15 protein-coding genes and 1 tRNA gene are annotated in these 16,670 nt (G+C 55.7%); 12 read left to right on the top strand and 4 right to left on the bottom strand.

Annotated elements, in window-relative coordinates; all coding sequences use genetic code 11:
* Positions 1-45: 45 nt before the first annotated feature.
* Positions 46-552: a G/U mismatch-specific DNA glycosylase gene (gene mug, locus ACJTMZ_RS15190; protein ID WP_017384024.1), complete on the bottom strand. Its 507-nt coding sequence runs from the start codon at positions 550-552 to the stop codon at positions 46-48.
* 124 nt (positions 553-676) lie between these two features.
* Between mug and ACJTMZ_RS15195 the strand changes: the two genes are divergently transcribed.
* Positions 677-752 (top strand) — tRNA-Ile (locus ACJTMZ_RS15195).
* Positions 753-970: 218 nt separating this feature from the next.
* Complete coding sequence (locus ACJTMZ_RS15200) at positions 971-2,140, top strand: molecular chaperone DnaJ (RefSeq protein ID WP_023295466.1); 1,170 nt, start codon at positions 971-973, stop codon at positions 2,138-2,140.
* Here ACJTMZ_RS15200 and ACJTMZ_RS15205 read toward each other — a convergent pair whose 3' ends face one another.
* Entirely contained in the window at positions 2,141-2,905 is a 765-nt protein-coding gene (locus ACJTMZ_RS15205) for a siderophore-interacting protein (RefSeq protein ID WP_023295467.1), read from the bottom strand. It abuts the gene before it with no gap.
* A 145-nt stretch (positions 2,906-3,050) separates the two neighbouring features.
* Between ACJTMZ_RS15205 and ACJTMZ_RS15210 the strand changes: the two genes are divergently transcribed.
* A complete protein-coding gene (locus ACJTMZ_RS15210; protein WP_017692641.1) occupies positions 3,051-3,545 on the top strand; it encodes a PadR family transcriptional regulator in 495 nt (164 codons plus the stop codon).
* Here the strand turns inward: ACJTMZ_RS15210 and ACJTMZ_RS15215 are convergent.
* Both ACJTMZ_RS15215 and ACJTMZ_RS15220 read right to left on the bottom strand, forming a co-directional pair.
* A complete protein-coding gene (locus tag ACJTMZ_RS15215) occupies positions 3,542-5,101 on the bottom strand; it encodes a methyl-accepting chemotaxis protein (protein WP_017382402.1) in 1,560 nt (519 codons plus the stop codon). The genes ACJTMZ_RS15210 and ACJTMZ_RS15215 overlap by 4 nt on opposite strands.
* A 239-nt stretch (positions 5,102-5,340) precedes the next feature.
* Complete coding sequence (locus ACJTMZ_RS15220; protein ID WP_023295469.1) at positions 5,341-6,861, bottom strand: PAS domain-containing methyl-accepting chemotaxis protein; 1,521 nt, start codon at positions 6,859-6,861, stop codon at positions 5,341-5,343.
* 422 nt (positions 6,862-7,283) lie between these two features.
* Here ACJTMZ_RS15220 and ygjG point away from each other — a divergent pair, with 422 nt between their 5' ends.
* The 9 genes from ygjG (at position 7,284) to ACJTMZ_RS15265 (ending at position 16,642) form a co-directional block, all read left to right on the top strand.
* The gene (gene ygjG, locus ACJTMZ_RS15225) at positions 7,284-8,663 is read left to right on the top strand and encodes a putrescine aminotransferase (protein ID WP_020480128.1); all 1,380 of its coding nucleotides are present in this window, start codon (positions 7,284-7,286) and stop codon (positions 8,661-8,663) included.
* 601 nt (positions 8,664-9,264) lie between these two features.
* Complete coding sequence (locus tag ACJTMZ_RS15230; RefSeq protein WP_017382405.1) at positions 9,265-9,807, top strand: fimbrial protein BcfA; 543 nt, start codon at positions 9,265-9,267, stop codon at positions 9,805-9,807.
* Positions 9,808-9,878: 71 nt separating this feature from the next.
* Positions 9,879-10,412 (top strand): fimbrial protein, encoded by a 534-nt coding sequence (locus ACJTMZ_RS15235; RefSeq protein WP_017382406.1) that lies wholly within the window; start codon positions 9,879-9,881, stop codon positions 10,410-10,412.
* A gap of 46 nt (positions 10,413-10,458) precedes the next feature.
* Positions 10,459-11,169: a fimbria/pilus periplasmic chaperone gene (locus ACJTMZ_RS15240; RefSeq protein ID WP_023295470.1), complete on the top strand. Its 711-nt coding sequence runs from the start codon at positions 10,459-10,461 to the stop codon at positions 11,167-11,169.
* Positions 11,170-11,229: 60 nt separating this feature from the next.
* A complete protein-coding gene (locus tag ACJTMZ_RS15245; RefSeq protein WP_408626943.1) occupies positions 11,230-13,854 on the top strand; it encodes a fimbrial biogenesis usher protein in 2,625 nt (874 codons plus the stop codon).
* Positions 13,855-14,862 carry a fimbrial protein gene (locus ACJTMZ_RS15250; protein WP_252010976.1) on the top strand — a complete coding sequence of 336 codons (1,008 nt, stop codon included), beginning with the start codon at positions 13,855-13,857 and terminating at the stop codon, positions 14,860-14,862. It begins immediately after the preceding gene.
* A 9-nt stretch (positions 14,863-14,871) separates the two neighbouring features.
* Positions 14,872-15,417: a fimbrial protein gene (locus ACJTMZ_RS15255; RefSeq protein WP_015571924.1), complete on the top strand. Its 546-nt coding sequence runs from the start codon at positions 14,872-14,874 to the stop codon at positions 15,415-15,417.
* A 9-nt stretch (positions 15,418-15,426) separates the two neighbouring features.
* Positions 15,427-15,948, top strand: coding sequence for a fimbrial protein (locus ACJTMZ_RS15260; RefSeq protein WP_017692635.1), 522 nt, complete (start codon positions 15,427-15,429; stop codon positions 15,946-15,948).
* The gene (locus ACJTMZ_RS15265) at positions 15,941-16,642 is read left to right on the top strand and encodes a fimbria/pilus periplasmic chaperone (protein WP_252010977.1); all 702 of its coding nucleotides are present in this window, start codon (positions 15,941-15,943) and stop codon (positions 16,640-16,642) included. The genes ACJTMZ_RS15260 and ACJTMZ_RS15265 overlap by 8 nt, the downstream gene beginning before the upstream one ends.
* The last annotated feature ends 28 nt before the right edge of the window (positions 16,643-16,670 follow it).

Raw genomic sequence — 16,670 nt, forward strand, 5'->3', positions numbered from 1 at the left:
CCCTGTGGGAGAGGGTCAGGATGAGGGCATCAAGCCGCAGAGGAGCTAAAGCCCCCTCACCACCAGCGCCTCATCCAGTTCCCGATACGCCTCCACCAGCTTGTCCAGCGTCGCCCTGTTCAGCCCGCTCGGGTTTGGCAGCACCCACACCTGCGTTACGCCAATGGTAATGTTCTGCTTACCCCAGCTGGCGCCGCGCTGGCTGAACGCCTGCTCGTAGGCCTGCTTGCCGAGGATCGCCAGCGCCGCGGGCTGATAGTCTTCAATTTTCGCGATCAGCTCACGTCCGCCAGCGCGCAGCTCATGCAGATTCACTTCGCTTGCCTGTACCGTGGGTCGCTCGACCAGCATGGTGATGCCACAGCGCGTATCCAGCAGCTGCTGCTCTTCTTCCGGCTTAAGCTGTTTGTCGGTAAAACCGGCCTGGTGGATCACCTTCCAGAAGCGATTTCCCGGATGAGCAAAGTGAAAACCGGTGTGCGCCGATGACTTACCCGGATTGATACCGCAGAACACCACCCGCAGGCCAGGGGCCAGAATATCGTTGATCATCTCTACTCCTGTCTATGCATCTTAAGGTAAGTATAAAGGATTGATTATGCGTTGTTTATAAAAACAGCAGGCAGGTGTGAATGGCTGGATTGCTGAGGGGAGTTACTTTATAATTCACCGCCACGGCCCCTTAGCTCAGTGGTTAGAGCAGGCGACTCATAATCGCTTGGTCGCTGGTTCAAGTCCAGCAGGGGCCACCAAATTTTAGCTTTATAATCATCCAGTTAAGCCACTCGATTGAGTGGCTTTTTTGTAAGTAATCCACCACACGTAGCCCGGCCTGTCGCTTCCCCTCACAAACCCTAAAAACTAAAGAAATCCCCCATCGCGCCGATCATCATCCGTGTGTATTATTTCCTGTAGCTTTTACAACAACTAACCTTAACTCAAATACTTAAGCGCCAGAGCGAAAGGCATCATGAGCACACCGATCAAACGGCTAGAAATCATTAAAAATGCCATTGAGCTGGAAGATGACGACATCATCCGGAGCCAGCTGAAACGTCTCAAAGAGGAAGCCTTTGACGATGATCTCCTGTCCATCGTCGCGGCGCTTGAGCAGAAAAACTACACCGCAGCCCTTCGCGCTATCACCGCCTGGCTGCAAAGCCAGCGCGCCGTTACCCCGTGGCGTGACCCACAGCTGGCGGCCAGCAAGCTGGAGCTGAAAGCCCTGGAAGAGCGTCTGCGCGATCTGATTGATCGCCGTAACGCCCGGGTACAGCAGCTAGATGAGTTCAACGATCTCTATTTCTCCCGCCTCGGGCCGTTGATGCAGCAGATCCTCGCCCTGCGTAAAACGCTGGCGGAGCTTAACCTGCGTCGTCAGCAGGCGGAGACGCGTCGTCGGGAAGAGGATTACCGCCGCTGCCAGGACTATATGGCGCAGGCCGTAGAGGTTCTGACAACGCTCACCCGGCGCTGGCGAGATCTGCCTGCGGATTCCGTTCAGGCGGCAGAGGCGCGCAAACATCTTCAGCAGCAAAGCAATCTGATTGCCAACCTGCTGGCCGAAGCAATGGAGCTGGAGACCGGTTTAACGCGTGAAGAAGAGCCGGCACGTCAGGCGCGCGATGAGGCCAACGAAGAGTACAAGAAGTATCGCGAACAGCATCATGATGCCGAAGTTCGCCTGCGTAAAGGCAAGGATCTCTCTGAAGAGGATCGGAACGAGCTGAAGCGGCTCTGGCGTCAGGCAAGCAAGCTATGCCACCCGGATCTGGTTGCCGATGATTTAAAAGAGGAGGCCAACAGGATGATGGTGCAACTCAACCAGGCCAAACAGCGCGGCGACGTGAAGGCCATTCGCTCGCTGGTCGCCCGTCTGCAACAAGGATTCGAACCGATGATGGCAAGCGACAGACTGAACGACCTGGAACGTATTCGTAAAAAGATGGCGCAGGTGCGTGAGCAAATCGACACTCTGGTGAACGAGCTGGCAGAGCTGGAGAAGGAAGAGTCCTGGCTGCTCGTCTCGTCGCTCAGCAATATGGAAGCCTACTTTGCCCAGCAGGAGAAAGCGCTGAAAGAGGTATGCGCCTCGCTCGAACATCAGGTGAGCGAAGCGCAGCTGGATCCCGCTGCCTGATTATTTGGCGTGCCAGTACGCGCTGGCACGCACCAGCTGCGGGTCAATTGCGTCGCTTTCAAACTGACGGCTCAGGCGTTTCACCACCTTCCCCTCTCCGGTCAGCCAGATAAAGTAATCCTCTTCCGGCACGGCCAGCGCGGCAAGATGGTCGGCCACCGCCTGCTCGTTGTGGCCGATAACCCAGGTGATGTTGAACCCGCTCAGGTGCGCCAGATAGTCCTGATACGCCGCATCGCCCACGGTGACGATGGCGTGGATCGCCGGGCGAACAGGCAGTTTTGCGATGCCTTCTAAACGGCGGCGCAGCGCGGGCATCCCCGACTCGTCGCACACGTACAGCTGCCAGGCGTAATCTTCCGGCACCACCAGCGAACCGCGCGGCCCGCCGATGGTCAGCTTGTCGCCCACCTTAGCCTCTACCGCCCAGTTGCTGGCAATGCCGCCATCATGAACGAAGAAATCGAGCGCCAGCTCATGTTTTTCGTCATCGTACAGCGGGGTATAGTCACGTGCCTGCGGACGCGTGCCGTCGCCCCAGTCGATGCCTTCATCGGTCACCACAGGCGGCACGAAAGTGGTGCCCGGTGCCGGGAAAAAGACTTTGGTATGGTCGTCAAAGCCGCGAGAGCTAAAGCCCTCCAGCGCCTCGCCGCCTAGCACAATGCGCTGAAATCCTGCGCTGACTCGCTCAGTGCGCAGCACGTTCAGCTCACGAAAACGCAGGTCATTGCGGACACGTTGAGGGTAACGGGTAGATGCCATGTTGATGCCCTTCTCAGGTGAATACGATATATCGGAATGAATTTTTAATGATAATGATTGCTATTAACTAAGAAATCAAGATTTTTTAGATTACATCTGAATATATCTTAGATATAGTTTAGATATATCAAATTGAGGGAAAAACATGCGACACGAACACGACGGCGGCGGACGCCGGCCACGATTTTTTGGTCATGGCGATTTGCGGCTGGTGATCCTGGATATCCTGACCCGCAACGCGAGCCATGGTTACGAACTGATCAAAGAGATCGAAAACCTGACTCAGGGACATTACACGCCTAGCCCTGGCGTGATCTACCCGACGCTGGATTACTTGCAGGATCAGGCGCTTATCACCATTACCGAAGAAGAGAACGGCCGTAAGCGGATTGCGATTAACGCCGCCGGAGAACAGTGGCTGGAAAATAACCGGGAACAGCTGGAGCAGATCCAGACGCGTATCAAGGCGCGCTCCGTCGGTTTCCAGCTGCGCAAAAACCCGCAGATGAAGCGGGCGCTGGATAACTTCAAAGCGGTACTGGATCTGAAGGTTAATCAGGGAGAGCTCAGCGACGCGCAGTTGAAACAGATTATCGGCGTGATTGACCGCGCGGCGCTGGAGATCTCCCAGCTGGATTAAGCCAGCACGCCGTCGCTCACGCGGAACACGCGAACCAGCTCTTTCAGGTGCATGGCCTGTTCGTTAAGGGATGCCGCCGCCGCAACGGACTCCTCCACCAGCGCGGAGTTCTGCTGGGTGGTGGCGTCTATCAGGCCAATCGCGCTGTTGATCTGCGAGATGCCTTCCGTCTGTTCGTGGCTGGCCTGGCGAATCTCACGCAGGATTACGTCCATCTCCTCTACGTTGCCGACCATGCCGTTGATAAGCCCGCTGGCCTTCTCCACAAGGTTCATGCCGTCCTGCGTCTGGCTTGTGGAGCTTTCAATCAGCTGGCGGATCTCACTCGCAGATGTTGCACTTTTCTGCGCGAGCTGGCGTACCTCGCCCGCCACCACCGCAAAGCCACGACCATGCTCACCCGCGCGCGCCGCTTCGACCGCCGCGTTCAGCGCCAGAATATTAGTCTGGAAGGCAATGGCGTCGATCAGGTCGATAATGTCGGACATCCTGTTCGATGTTTCGTTAATCAGGCGCATCTTGCTGGTGACCTGCTTCATCATCTCGCCGTTGTTTTTGACCACAGCAGCCGCATCGGCAGACAGGTTCGTCGCTTCTCCGGTGTGGGACGCGGTGTTCTTCACCGTAGCGGTGATTTGCTCCATCGACGCGGCCGTTTGTTCAACGGAACTGGCCTGCTCCTCCGTGCGGGCAGCCAGATCCTGGTTGCCCGCGACAATCTGCGCGGCGGCGCTGGAGATGTTTTCCGATCCGGTTTGCACCTGCTGCACAATCTCCAGCAGGCGCGTTTTCATCTCCATCAGTGCGGTGAGTAGCAGTCCGGTTTCATCTTTACCGTGCGAGGTAATGCTGCCGGTGAGATCGCCATCGGCAATGGCCTCCGCAAAATTCACCGCGTCGTTCAGCGGTCGGGTAATGGATCGCACAATGAACCAGCCAGTCAGGCTGGCTGCCGCGACGCTGAAAAGCGTAATCAGGACCAGCAGGAGACGATTGGTGCGGAAATCGCCTTCCACCTGCTCGCCCGCACTCTGCATTTCATGGTCCTGGATCGCAATCAGCGCCTGCACTTTCGCTTTGTAGGACTGTTGCAGATTCAGGGTGTTGGTCATCATTTCGTTTATCGCGCCCGCACGGTCGTTATTCTGCACGGCCTGCAAAATGCGGTAGCGCGAGTCAAGATATTGCTGGCGTACGCCGTGGATATCGGCCAGCACCTGTTGGGATTTTTTATCCTTGAGAGCGTTATCCAGCTCGCTCAGGATTGCGGAGATGCGCTCGCTGATCGCCTTCAGACGCTGCTCTGATTGCGCCGTGTACGTTCCCTGTTCGTCCAGCAGCATGAGCTGCTGCGTGCTTATAAATTCCTGGAAGTTGTCGATTAACTGGTTCGCTTTTACCGTCGTTGGATAGTCGCTGGTAAGGATGGTTTGCATTCCATTGTTTGCCCGATTCAGGCTCATCAGAGACAAGCTTGCGCTGACGACCATCAGGACAATAAATAATCCAAACGCCAGAAATAATTTCGTGCCGATCTTTACGTCATGTATGAACATATTTACCCCATCGATGTGATTATTTCTCAGACGATCGCTGTTATCGACAGGAAACACGCTAACTTTATGACTTTGATCGTTTTTTTATTTTTCACTCTCAATGAATCTGGATCGTAACAATTAAAAACCGGGCGCTTTTTTTAGTTACTTAATATTTCATTAACAACATAACTTATTCTGAAAAACAAAAAAGCCGTTTACCCAGTAGGAATAAACGGCTTTATCGAAGCATGCATTTCTTAATGCAGCACGGTAACCGCATCTTCAAGGCGTCCGGCCCGGTGCTTAACCATCGCGGAAATCTGCGCGCTCTCTTCGACCAGGTCAGCATTTTTCTGCGTAATGCTGTCCAGCTCTGCCACAGCACGGGTCAGCTCTGTCAGGCCTGTCGCCTGCTCTGAGGTGGCGTGGCTGATCTGCGCGATAAGCTGCGTGACGTTTTTCACCTGCTCGACAATATCATCCATGGTACGTCCCGCGGCGTGAACCTGATCGGCGCCCGACTGCACTTTGCTGGCGCTGGCGTCGATCAGCTTGCGAATATCGTTAGCCGCGTTCGCGCTGCGGCTGGCAAGATGGCGCACTTCGCCCGCCACCACCGCAAAACCTTTCCCCTGCTCGCCCGCGCGTGCCGCCTCAACCGCGGCGTTCAGCGCCAGAATATTGGTCTGGAAGGCGATGTCATTGATAAGCGAGGTAATAGAGCCAATGCGCTGGGTACTGTCGGCAATGTCATCCATGGTTTTCACCACGGTCTGCATCACGGTGCCCCCCTGCGTGGCCGCGCTGCTGGCGGCCATCGATAGCTTGTCGACTGCGGCTGCGGTCTCAGAGTTACTCTGCACCGACGCCGCCATCTGGTTCATTGTTGCCACGGTCTGCTGCACGTTAGCCACGGTCTGGCGCGTGCGGTCGTTGAGATCTTCATTGCCCTGCGCCAGCCTGTCGCTGCCGTCGCGCACGCTCACCACCTGGCTGGAGACGTCGTTGATCAGCCAGCGGCACATCAGCCCCAGCTGTCCGACGGCCCGCAGCGTCAGCCCCAGTTCATCGCTGCGGTTAAGATGCTGCACGCTGTTACGCTCTCCGGTAGCGACCCTGAGCGCCTGCCGTGCGACGTTTTCCACCGGGCGGACAATCTGTTGCTCAAACACCAGGGTGCCAAGCAGCATCACCACGGCTGCCGCCGCCAGCGAAGCCCAGCCCGCGGCACTGGCAACCAGCGTTGCGGCCATCACCGCGAAAAGTACCGCCATTACGCTACGCACGCGCCAGCGCAGCGGCATCGCCGGTAATTTGCCGAGCCAGCCTTTGCGCACCACCAGCCCTTTATGAATGCGTTTTTTGCAGCGTCCTTCGTTGAGCGCCTTATAAAGCGGCTCCACCGCGGCGACCTCGTCCTGCGTGGCGCGGGTACGAATGGACATATAGCCCGTCATCTGGCCGTTACGCACCATTGGTACCGCATTGGCACGTACCCAATAGTGATCGCCATTTTTACGTCGGTTTTTGACAATCCCGCTCCAGGGTTCGCCCTTTTGCAGCGTGTACCACATGTCGGCAAAAGCCGCTTTCGGCATATCCGGATGACGCACAATGTTGTGCGGTTGCCCGAGCAGCTCCTGGAGCGTAAAGCCGCTCACTTGCACAAAGGTGTCGTTAGTGTGGGTCATGTAGCTGTGGAGGTCGGTGGTCGACATAAGCGTGGTGTCATCGTCCAGCGGATATTCATTCTGGGTGACATAGTCAGGAGAGGACATAGTGAGCATCCCTTGCAGGTTATTTGAATGTTAATTTTGTGGCTTATGTTTTTTCGGCGATAAAAAATTTATCTTTAGTTGTTAAATATGATTGAGATCGCAAATCTCGGTTAAACCGCACTTTTCGTACGTTTTTCTAATTAATTGATTTGAAATACTTTCGGCATGAAACTACCTACAAAGCATGATACCCCGGTGCACACTTAAGGCGCATTCCCTGCCCTGGAGCAGTGCAATTGACGACACCCCATCCCCGGCTCGTTATCCCTTATCCCGTGCGGCGCGCGATGGCATGATTAAATATTGTGCAACTTTGATTTCACCTGGCGTTTATCCCGATTTTTGTTAAGGCATCTGAGGTGGCGTAATCCCTGCAATACTTAACTCAGTATCATGTGATACGCGATCCCCGGGAGCATATTTTGAACAGGTTACCTTCCAGCGCCTCGGCTCTTGCCTGTACCGCGCACGCACTGAATCTCATTGAGAAGCGAACGCTTGATCATGAGGAGATGAAACAACTTAACCGTGAGGTCATTGATTACTTTAAGGAGCATGTGAATCCAGGTTTTCTGGAGTATCGCAAATCTGTTACCGCCGGCGGGGATTACGGAGCCGTAGAGTGGCAAGCGGGCAGTCTGAATACGCTTGTCGACACCCAGGGACAGGAGTTTATCGATTGCCTGGGTGGTTTTGGTATTTTCAACGTGGGGCACCGTAATCCAGTTGTGGTTTCCGCCGTACAGAATCAACTTGCGAAACAACCTCTCCATAGCCAGGAACTGCTCGATCCGCTTCGCGCCATGCTCGCGAAAACGCTGGCAGCCTTAACGCCCGGTAAGCTGAAATACAGCTTCTTCAGCAACAGCGGCACCGAATCGGTCGAAGCGGCGATTAAACTCGCCAAAGCGTACCAGTCGCCGCGCGGGAAATTTACCTTTATCGCCACCAGCGGCGCGTTCCACGGGAAATCCCTGGGCGCTCTGTCGGCGACCGCTAAATCTACCTTCCGCAAGCCGTTTATGCCGCTGCTGCCGGGCTTCCGCCACGTGCCGTTTGGCGACATCAACGCCATGCGCATCGTGCTGAGTGAATGCCGTAAAACCGGCGACGACGTGGCGGCGGTGATCCTGGAGCCGATTCAGGGTGAAGGCGGCGTGATCCTCCCGCCGCAGGGCTATCTGCCCGCCGTGCGTCAGCTGTGCGATGAGTTTGGCGCGCTGCTGATCTTCGACGAAGTGCAGACCGGGATGGGGCGCACCGGCAAGATGTTCGCCTGCGAGCACGAGAACGTTCAGCCGGACATTCTGTGCCTGGCGAAAGCGCTCGGTGGCGGCGTGATGCCGATTGGCGCAACGGTCGCCACTGAGGAGGTCTTCTCGGTGCTGTTCGATAACCCGTTCTTACATACCACCACCTTTGGCGGTAACCCGCTGGCCTGTGCGGCGGCGCTGGCCACCATCAACGTGCTGCTGGAGCAAAACCTGCCCGCGCAAGCGGAGCAGAAAGGCGACATGCTGCTGGACGGCTTCCGTCAGTTGGGCCGGGAATATCCGGATCTGGTACAGGATGCGCGCGGGAAAGGGATGCTGATGGCGATTGAGTTCGTTGATAACGAAACCGGTTATAGCTTCGCAAGCGAGATGTTCCGCCAGCGGGTACTGGTGGCGGGAACGCTTAACAACTCGAAAACCATCCGCATTGAGCCACCGTTGACGCTTACCATTGAGCAGTGTGAGCAGGTGCTGAAGGCGGCGCGTAAGGCGCTGGCGGCATTACGTATTGCCGTAACATCCGCCTGAACATTTATTTTTCCTGCCCTTTTAGCAGTATCAGGGCGATATGCAAAGAAATCCCTGGGATAGCCAGGGATTTCTTTATGCAGTCAGACTGAGGAATAATGTGCATAAGTGCAAACACGGTTCATCATATAAATTTAAAATATTTCTTTATGTAATATCAGATTGTAAAAGCAGCCGGATAATAACACCACCGCATTCCCAACGCATGTCCGAATAATGACAACCGTAACGTCTTGCATTATTAACAAAACCACGATGACATTCATCGCAGACATTAATAAAACCGACCAGCGAATAGAAATGCGGTTCTGACGGCGTGCAATATCATTCAAACAAATAAATTATGAGTTAATTTTATATTTAGTAAAACTAATAAAACATCAACCCATTATCACATTGATATAATATTATTTAATCCGTAGAATCCCCTCATTCATCAGCGCAGTGGCGGATGATATAAAACCAGTAACAACGCCCTGGGTAAAAATAATATATTAATCTAAAAACATATCCTATACCACTGCCTCGAAAAAAGATTCACATGTCATTGTGAATATATTATTTCAATTGACAGCATGATGTTTATCTAAAAAGGATTTGTATGAAAAAGCAAGTTATAGCAATGGCTGTTGCCGGCGCGCTGGCTGGTGGCATGGCAATTAATGCGCAGGCCGATACCGTTACCGTTTCCGGCGGGACCGTCAACTTTGTCGGCCAGGTGGTAAACGCCGCCTGTTCCGTCGCGGCTGACTCCGTAGACCAGACCGTTACCCTGAGCCAGGTGCGTACCGTCAAGCTGACAACGGTCGGCATGCAGGCCAACCAGAAAGAAGATTTTAAAATCGTTCTGGAAGATTGCGACGCCACCGTTAGCCAGAATGCCGCCGTGATCTTTAACGGCCAGCAGGACCCTGCTGTAGAAGGCAGCCTGGCGAACACCGCTGGCGCAGGCTCGGCCAAAAACGTTGCGCTGCAACTGTTCGGGCCGGACGGCCAGGCGCTGAACATTGGCGATACCTCCTCCAACGTTAAGCTGATCAACGGCGAAAACATCATCCCGCTGAGCGTGGATTACGTGGCCACAGGCGCGGCCGAGCCGGGCAACGTCTCCTCCGTCGCAACGTTCCAGATGGTTTATTCCTGATTCGTTAGCCGATCTCGCTTCTTCGCCTGCGGGCGGAGAAGCGTTGTCCGGCAAGCGTTAGAGAGTTCGCAATGCAGCAATCCATAAATCGGGCGCTGCTGATAGCCGGCACTGCGCTTTTTGCCGTATTGCCAGCCGCGGCAAAGGACGATGGAAGCGTGACCTTTCAGGGTCAGGTCGTCAATGCGGCCTGTTCCGTCAGCATGGATTCCCAGGATCAAATCGTGCATATGGGACAGGTACGCAATAGCCAGTTCATCGCCGCCGGTGACTGGGCCAAACCGGTACCCTTCTTCATCACGCTGGAAGCATGCGACACCAGCGTAAGCCAGCGCGCCGGGGTGCTGTTTAGCGGCGAGTCTGACGGCAACGATCCCCAGGTTTTTCGCGCGGGCTATGGGCCTGGCGCCGCCACCGGGATTGGTATCGGTCTATTCGATGCGATGGGGAACCTGGTAAAGCCAGACACCGCGCCCCCCTGGTACAGACCTTTGCAGGACGGTGAAAACCGGCTGAGCTATATCGCCAGGTATCGCGCCACCGAAGATAGCGTCAACGCTGGTACCGCGAACGCGCAGGTCTGGTTCATCGTTTTTTACCAATAACTGACTCACAGGCAAGAAGCCTGACACATGAGAAACTGAGGGAACAATGCGTATCATTACATCACGCTGTAAACTGACTCGTCTGATAGCTGGCGCGCTAACGGCTCTGTTCGCGATGGGGATGGCCGGTTCTGCCAGCGCAGGCGGTATCGCGCTCGGGGGAACCCGGGTGATTTATCCCCAGGGTGATAAGCAGGCTTCATTAGCCATTATTAACTCTTCAACGAATACCACTTTTTTAATTCAGAGCTGGGTGTCCAACGCCGAAGGGGCAAAATCAGCGGATTTTGTCATTACGCCGCCGCTGTTCGTTATCCATCCTAAAAAAGAGAATACCCTGCGTATTATGTACGTGGGCCCCGATCTGCCTGTCGATCGTGAAAGCGTTTTTTATCTGAACAGCAAAGCCATTCCTTCCGTCGAGAAAAATAAGCTTTCCGGTAATACGCTACAAATTGCCACCCAGAGCGTTATTAAACTTTTTATCCGGCCGAAAAAATTGCCGTCGCTCTCTATTGATGCGCCCAAAACATTAACCTGCTCAGTCACCAATGGAAAAGTCACTATTACCAATCCATCGCCTTATTACGTTTCGTTGGTTCAGTTTTTCGTCGGCAGCACGCAACTGGCAAATAACATGGTAGCGCCCAAAAATAACCTGGTGGTGGAGATCCCCGGTGGCGGCACTGGCAGCGTGAGGTTTCAGACCGTTAATGACTTTGGTGCCAACACGCCCGTTCAGTCATGCGCGAAATAAGTCGTATACGGCGTTACGTATGACGTTTTGTCATTAAAAGCCTCGCAGGTAAGGGAAGACATGAAGCGTGTTCAGCCACGAAGATTTTACGCGCTCGTCAGAGCGTCGCTAACGCCGCTGGCGTTGACGATTGCGGGACTCCTTTCGTCCATCACCGTGCGCGCGGAGTATTTTTTTAACCCGGCATTTTTGTCGAGCGATCCTTCCGCCGTGGCGGATCTCTCCCGTTTTTCAACAAATGGCCAGGCGCCGGGCGTCTATCGCGTGGATCTCTGGCTGAATGGAACATTTGTCACCACCCGCGATATCAACTTTATCGCCAGAACCGTAACGGACGGAGCCGTACAGGGCGACGACACGGGGCTAATGGCCTGCCTGACGCCCAAAGCGTATGAAAACCTGGGCGTCAACGTTCAGGCATTCCCGGCGCTGGCCGCCGCGAAAGCCGACAGCTGCGTGGACATTGCCGCCATTATTCCGGCCGCTGCCACTCTCTTTAATTTCGAACAGCAGCGTCTGGAAATCAGCATTCCGCAGGCCGCATTACGCAACAACGCGCGCGGCTATATCCCGCCAGAGCAGTGGGATGAAGGTATTAACGCTCTGCTGCTGAACTATAACTTTAGCGGCTCATACAGCCGCGATCGCAGCGAAAACGGCACAACCCACAAAAGCTATTTCCTCGGCCTGAACAGCGGGGTGAATCTTGGTGCGTGGCGTCTGCGGGACTACTCGACGTGGAACTACTATAACAGCGACGAGAACCGCCATAGCGAATGGGAACATATCAACACCTATCTTGAGCGGACGGTGATTTCGCTAAAGGGCAGACTGACGGTGGGCGATAGCTATACCTCGTCGGAAATCTTTGACAGCCTTCCCTTTCGCGGCGCGCAGATCGCCTCGGACGACAACATGCTGCCAGACAGCATGAAAGGCTTTGCGCCCACCATTCGCGGGATTGCCAAAAGCAACGCGCAGGTCACCATCAAGCAGAACGGCTATAGTCTTTACCAGAGCTACGTTCCGCCCGGCGCCTTCGCCATTAACGATCTCTTCCCAACCTCCTCCAGCGGCGACCTCACGGTAGAAGTGAAGGAGACGGACGGCAGTATCTCCCGCTATTCCGTTCCTTACTCCGCCGTACCGCTCCTCCAGCGCGAAGGGCGGGTGAAGTATGCCCTGACGGCGGCACAGTACCGCAGCAATAACGGTCAGCAGGACGAGGTGAATTTTGCCCAGGGCACGCTGATTTGGGGGCTACCGCAGGGCGTAACCGTCTATGGCGGCTCACAGCTTTCCGGCGATTATTACGCGCTGGCTCTTGGCGCTGGCCTCAATATGGGCAACTTTGGCGCCGTCTCTTTCGACGTTACCCACGCGCGCAGTACGCTGGCCGACGACACCAGCCATACGGGGCAGTCTCTTCGTTTCCTGTATGCCAAATCCCTCAACAAGATGGGTACGAACTTCCAGCTGCTGGGCTACCGCTACTCCACGTCCGGGTTCTATAACCTGGATGAGACAACCTACACACATATGCAGGGCTATACGGGCGATGCGGAGCAGGATGACGCGAATGAGGCCACTAACTGGCTGGACTACTACAACCTCAACTGGACTAAACGCGGCAAGCTTCAATTCAATATTTCGCAGCAGCTAGGCGGGCTCGGCTCGCTGTTCGTGACCGGAAGCCAGCAGAGCTACTGGCACACGGACGACAAAAACACGCTCGTCCAGGTGGGATACAGCGGTACCTGGGCCGGGATCTCATACAGCCTGACCTACAACTACAACAAATCGCCGGGCATGTCGGATAGCGATGAGATTTATGCGATTAACCTTTCCTTCCCGCTTAGCCAGTGGCTTTCACCTGCCAATGACGTCAGTCAGAAGCGGAACTACGCCTATGCCACCTACGGCATGAGCGCCAATAAACATGGAGAAACATCTCAGAACGCGGGGATTAACGGCACGCTGCTGGCGGAGAACAACCTTAACTACAACGTGCAGGAAGGTTATGCCAGCCAGGGGGCTGGCTCGCAAGGTTCCGCCAGTCTGGAATACGATGCCGCCTACGGCAACGCCAGCCTGGGCTACAACTACAGCGATAACGGCGATTATCGGGAAGTGACCTACGGCCTGAGCGGAGGCGTGGTAGCCCACCGCAACGGCATCACCTTAAGCCAGCCACTGGGTCATACCAACGTGCTGATTGCCGTACCGGGCGCAGCGGACGTCAGCGTCGAGAATGAACCCGGTATCCATACCGACGGACGCGGCTATGCGGTGGTGCCTTACGCCTCGGCCTACCATCTGAACAGGATGGCGCTGGACATTAACTCCCTCTCAGACGCCATGGATATCGATGATGCCGTCACCAGCTTGGTGCCGACCCACGGCGCCATCGTGCGCGCCACGTTTAACGCCCGTCTGGGCGCACGCGCGCTGGTAACGCTGCGCTACCACGGCAAGCCGGTGCCGTTTGGCGCCATGGTTTCCCGCGACGATAACGGCAGCGACACCATCGTAGGCGAAGAAGGCGAAACCTACCTCTCCGGCCTGAGCCAAAAGGGAGTGTTGAAGGCGCAATGGGGAGAAGGGGCGGATAAGCGCTGTACGGCCAACTACCACTTACCTGAAAGCAAACAGCCGCTGCTGCGGATCATCATGGAGTGTTCATAAATGAAATTAAGGATGATTCTTCTCTCTGCCGCTGGGCTACTTTTTTCGCTGAGCAGCCTGGCCGCAACGTGCAAAAACGCTAACGGCGGAATTTCCATGGTGAATTACGATCTGACCACCACGCTCACCACGGATCAAAACATCAAGGGCAACGGTACAGAGCTGAACCGAACCCAGGATATCCACGTCAACGCCACCTGTCCCCCAGGCAACTGGGAGAAGCGCACCTATCGTACCTATATCTCACCTTTCCCCGTGGTCAAAACGGAAGGCGAGTGGAAATATTTACAGCTTGATCCGGATTATATTATCGGTGCGATGAAAATCCATGATGCCACCATCGGCGATTTTTATCCGCCGGTGGAGTATGTCCACATGGGGGGGCACGAAGAGGTGGATACGGGCGGCGTCTTCCCGGTGAACGACAGCAATCTGACCTTCAAAATACAGATTGTCAGGCCGTTCATCGGCTCGGTCGTGATCCCGCCGAAACTGATGTTTAACGTCTATGTCACCACGACGGAAAATGACCGGCCCACCGTAATCGTTTATCAGATCACCTACAGCGGCGTAATAACCGTCCCGCAAAACTGCGTGATTAACGCCGGGCAAACCGTCACCGTCGATTTTGGGGCACTCTACCACGGCGATTTCACCCAGGCCGGACAGCGACCCGACAGCGTAGCGCCAAAAACCTTTACCGTGCCGATCGAATGCAACGCTGATGTCAACTCACCGGCGCAGCTCACCCTGCGGGTACAGGGGACGGCAGACGCTCGTTTCGCCAACGCGCTGGCGACGGATAACCCGGACGTGGCCGTCGTCGTGACCAGCCCGCAGGGCGAGATCCTGCGGCCAAACGTGTTCTCAAGCAGCGTCCCCTTTACCACGGATATGTCAGGACGCGCGGACGTGACGCTGCAAGCCTACCCCATCAGCACCACCGGGCAGTCGCCAGAGCTGGGCGTCTTCAGGGCGCTGGCGCTGTTACGCATTGATTTCGCCTGAGGAAGCGTAATGACCATTTCATGGAAAAACACCGTATGGCTGAGCGTGGCCCTGTTAAACCCGCCGCTGGTGAAGGCTGACGACACAAGCTTTAACGTGCAGTTTATCGGCACCATCGTTGGGGAATCCTGTAACGTCGATACTAACAGCGCAGAGCAAACGATCGACCTGGGTGAATTTACGACAGAGGAATTTCCGCGCGTGGGCGCCACGACACCGGAAAAGCAGTTTGCCATCACGCTCAAAAACTGCACCCGCGCAATCGGCGGCACGACCGTCTGGTTTACCGGCGACGCGGACGCCAACGATCCCACGCTGCTTGCCCTCTCAGATACGGGAAAAGGGACGCAGCACATGATGGCGACCGGACTGGCAGTCGAGCTGCTCGACAGCGCGCGGGCGTCTGTCCCGATCAATAATACCGAGTCGCCGCTATATCCCCTGCTGCCGGGCGATAACACGCTGACCTTCTTCCTGCGCTATAAATCTACGCTGCCGACGGTCACCACCGGCAACGCCACCGCCGTGATGTATTTCGATCTGCTTTACCAGTAAGGAGACAGAATGACGATCCTGAACAGGTTATTTATCTGTTGCGCGCTGCTGTTGTCAGGCAAGACGCTCGCCCATGACGGCACGGTCTATATTACCGGCGTGGTGAAAGGCAAAACCTGTATTGTCTCCCCCGGCTCGGAACAGCTGGTAGTGGAGATGCATGATGTGGCGGCCCGCCAGCTGGCCGGGCAAAAAAACGAAACGCCCTATGAGCCGTTCACTATTAACCTTGAAGCCTGCGGCGCCGGGTTATCCGCCGTCAGCACCCATTTTGAAGGCACGCCGGACGGTAACAATAGCGATCTGCTGGCCCTGACCGGCGGGCCGGACTATGCAACCGGCGTGGCTATCGGCCTCTATAATCCTGATAAATCGCTGATCGCCATGGGGGATGAAAGCCTGCCGTTCGCGCTAAGCAATGACCAGACCACCCTGGCGCTGCATTTTTACGCCCGCTACCTCGCCGTGACGAACGCCGTTACGCCGGGGGTGGCTAACGCTGCCGCCACCTTTGTGCTGACCTATGCGTGAAAAAGCGGGGATAGCCCTGCTGACCGCCGCGTCTTTCTGGCTCTTGCCTGCTCAGGCCGGGGTGGTGATTGGCGGCACGCGGTTTGTTTATCCTCAGGATCAGCGCGCTATCAGCGTCACCGTGCGCAATAAGTCCTCGCTGCCGTATCTGATTGGCACAAAAATTTATCGCGGCGGCCGATGGCCGGGGGCGCAGCAGCCCCCCGAAGCGGCCACCGCGTGGTTTACCGCGACGCCGCCACTTTTTGCACTCCAGCCCGGACGTGAGAATAAGATCCGTCTGTTTCGCGCCGATGCGCCGCTTCCTGCCGATCGCGAAACGCTTTTCACGCTAAGCATTGCCTCCATTCCGGCCAGCCAGCGTCACAGCGATAACGTTCAGATGGCGGTACGTTCCAGCATGAAGTTTATCTATCGCCCGGAGGGGATTCAGGGCGAACCGGCGCTGGCCTATCGTCAGCTACGCTGGCAGCTGACCGCCGACGGGCTGACGGTTGAAAACCCGTCGCCTTATTACGTTACGCTGTATCAGCTTTCCGTTAACGGAACGCGGGTGGATAACGCCGGCGTTGTCGCCCCTCTGAGCCAGCGACGAACGGACTGGTGTAAAGGGACTGTCAGGTGCCAGCTCACCTGGCAGTCGCTGAGCGACGAGGGGCGGATATTGCCCTCGATCGCCCGCACGGTGAAATAATTGCTCGCGGGGGTATCCTGGCAGCGGA

This window comes from Enterobacter sp. DN, from assembly GCF_046054285.1.
Taxonomy (GTDB): Bacteria; Pseudomonadota; Gammaproteobacteria; order Enterobacterales; family Enterobacteriaceae; genus Enterobacter; species Enterobacter hormaechei_C.

Excerpts from the sequence above, each read along its gene's own strand:
- ACJTMZ_RS15220 (WP_023295469.1), bottom strand. The coding sequence starts at position 6,861 with ATGTCCTCTCCTGACTATGTCACCCAGAATGAATATCCGCTGGACGAT.
- ACJTMZ_RS15250 (WP_252010976.1), top strand. The coding sequence starts at position 13,855 with ATGAAATTAAGGATGATTCTTCTCTCTGCCGCTGGGCTACTTTTTTCG.
- ACJTMZ_RS15215 (WP_017382402.1), bottom strand. The coding sequence starts at position 5,101 with ATGTTCATACATGACGTAAAGATCGGCACGAAATTATTTCTGGCGTTT.
- ACJTMZ_RS15200 (WP_023295466.1), top strand. The coding sequence starts at position 971 with ATGAGCACACCGATCAAACGGCTAGAAATCATTAAAAATGCCATTGAG.
- ACJTMZ_RS15230 (WP_017382405.1), top strand. The coding sequence starts at position 9,265 with ATGAAAAAGCAAGTTATAGCAATGGCTGTTGCCGGCGCGCTGGCTGGT.
- ACJTMZ_RS15240 (WP_023295470.1), top strand. The coding sequence starts at position 10,459 with ATGCGTATCATTACATCACGCTGTAAACTGACTCGTCTGATAGCTGGC.
- ACJTMZ_RS15245 (WP_408626943.1), top strand. The coding sequence starts at position 11,230 with ATGAAGCGTGTTCAGCCACGAAGATTTTACGCGCTCGTCAGAGCGTCG.
- ACJTMZ_RS15210 (WP_017692641.1), top strand. The coding sequence starts at position 3,051 with ATGCGACACGAACACGACGGCGGCGGACGCCGGCCACGATTTTTTGGT.
- ACJTMZ_RS15235 (WP_017382406.1), top strand. The coding sequence starts at position 9,879 with ATGCAGCAATCCATAAATCGGGCGCTGCTGATAGCCGGCACTGCGCTT.
- ACJTMZ_RS15255 (WP_015571924.1), top strand. The coding sequence starts at position 14,872 with ATGACCATTTCATGGAAAAACACCGTATGGCTGAGCGTGGCCCTGTTA.
- ACJTMZ_RS15265 (WP_252010977.1), top strand. The coding sequence starts at position 15,941 with ATGCGTGAAAAAGCGGGGATAGCCCTGCTGACCGCCGCGTCTTTCTGG.
- mug (WP_017384024.1), bottom strand. The coding sequence starts at position 552 with ATGATCAACGATATTCTGGCCCCTGGCCTGCGGGTGGTGTTCTGCGGT.
- ACJTMZ_RS15205 (WP_023295467.1), bottom strand. The coding sequence starts at position 2,905 with ATGGCATCTACCCGTTACCCTCAACGTGTCCGCAATGACCTGCGTTTT.
- ACJTMZ_RS15260 (WP_017692635.1), top strand. The coding sequence starts at position 15,427 with ATGACGATCCTGAACAGGTTATTTATCTGTTGCGCGCTGCTGTTGTCA.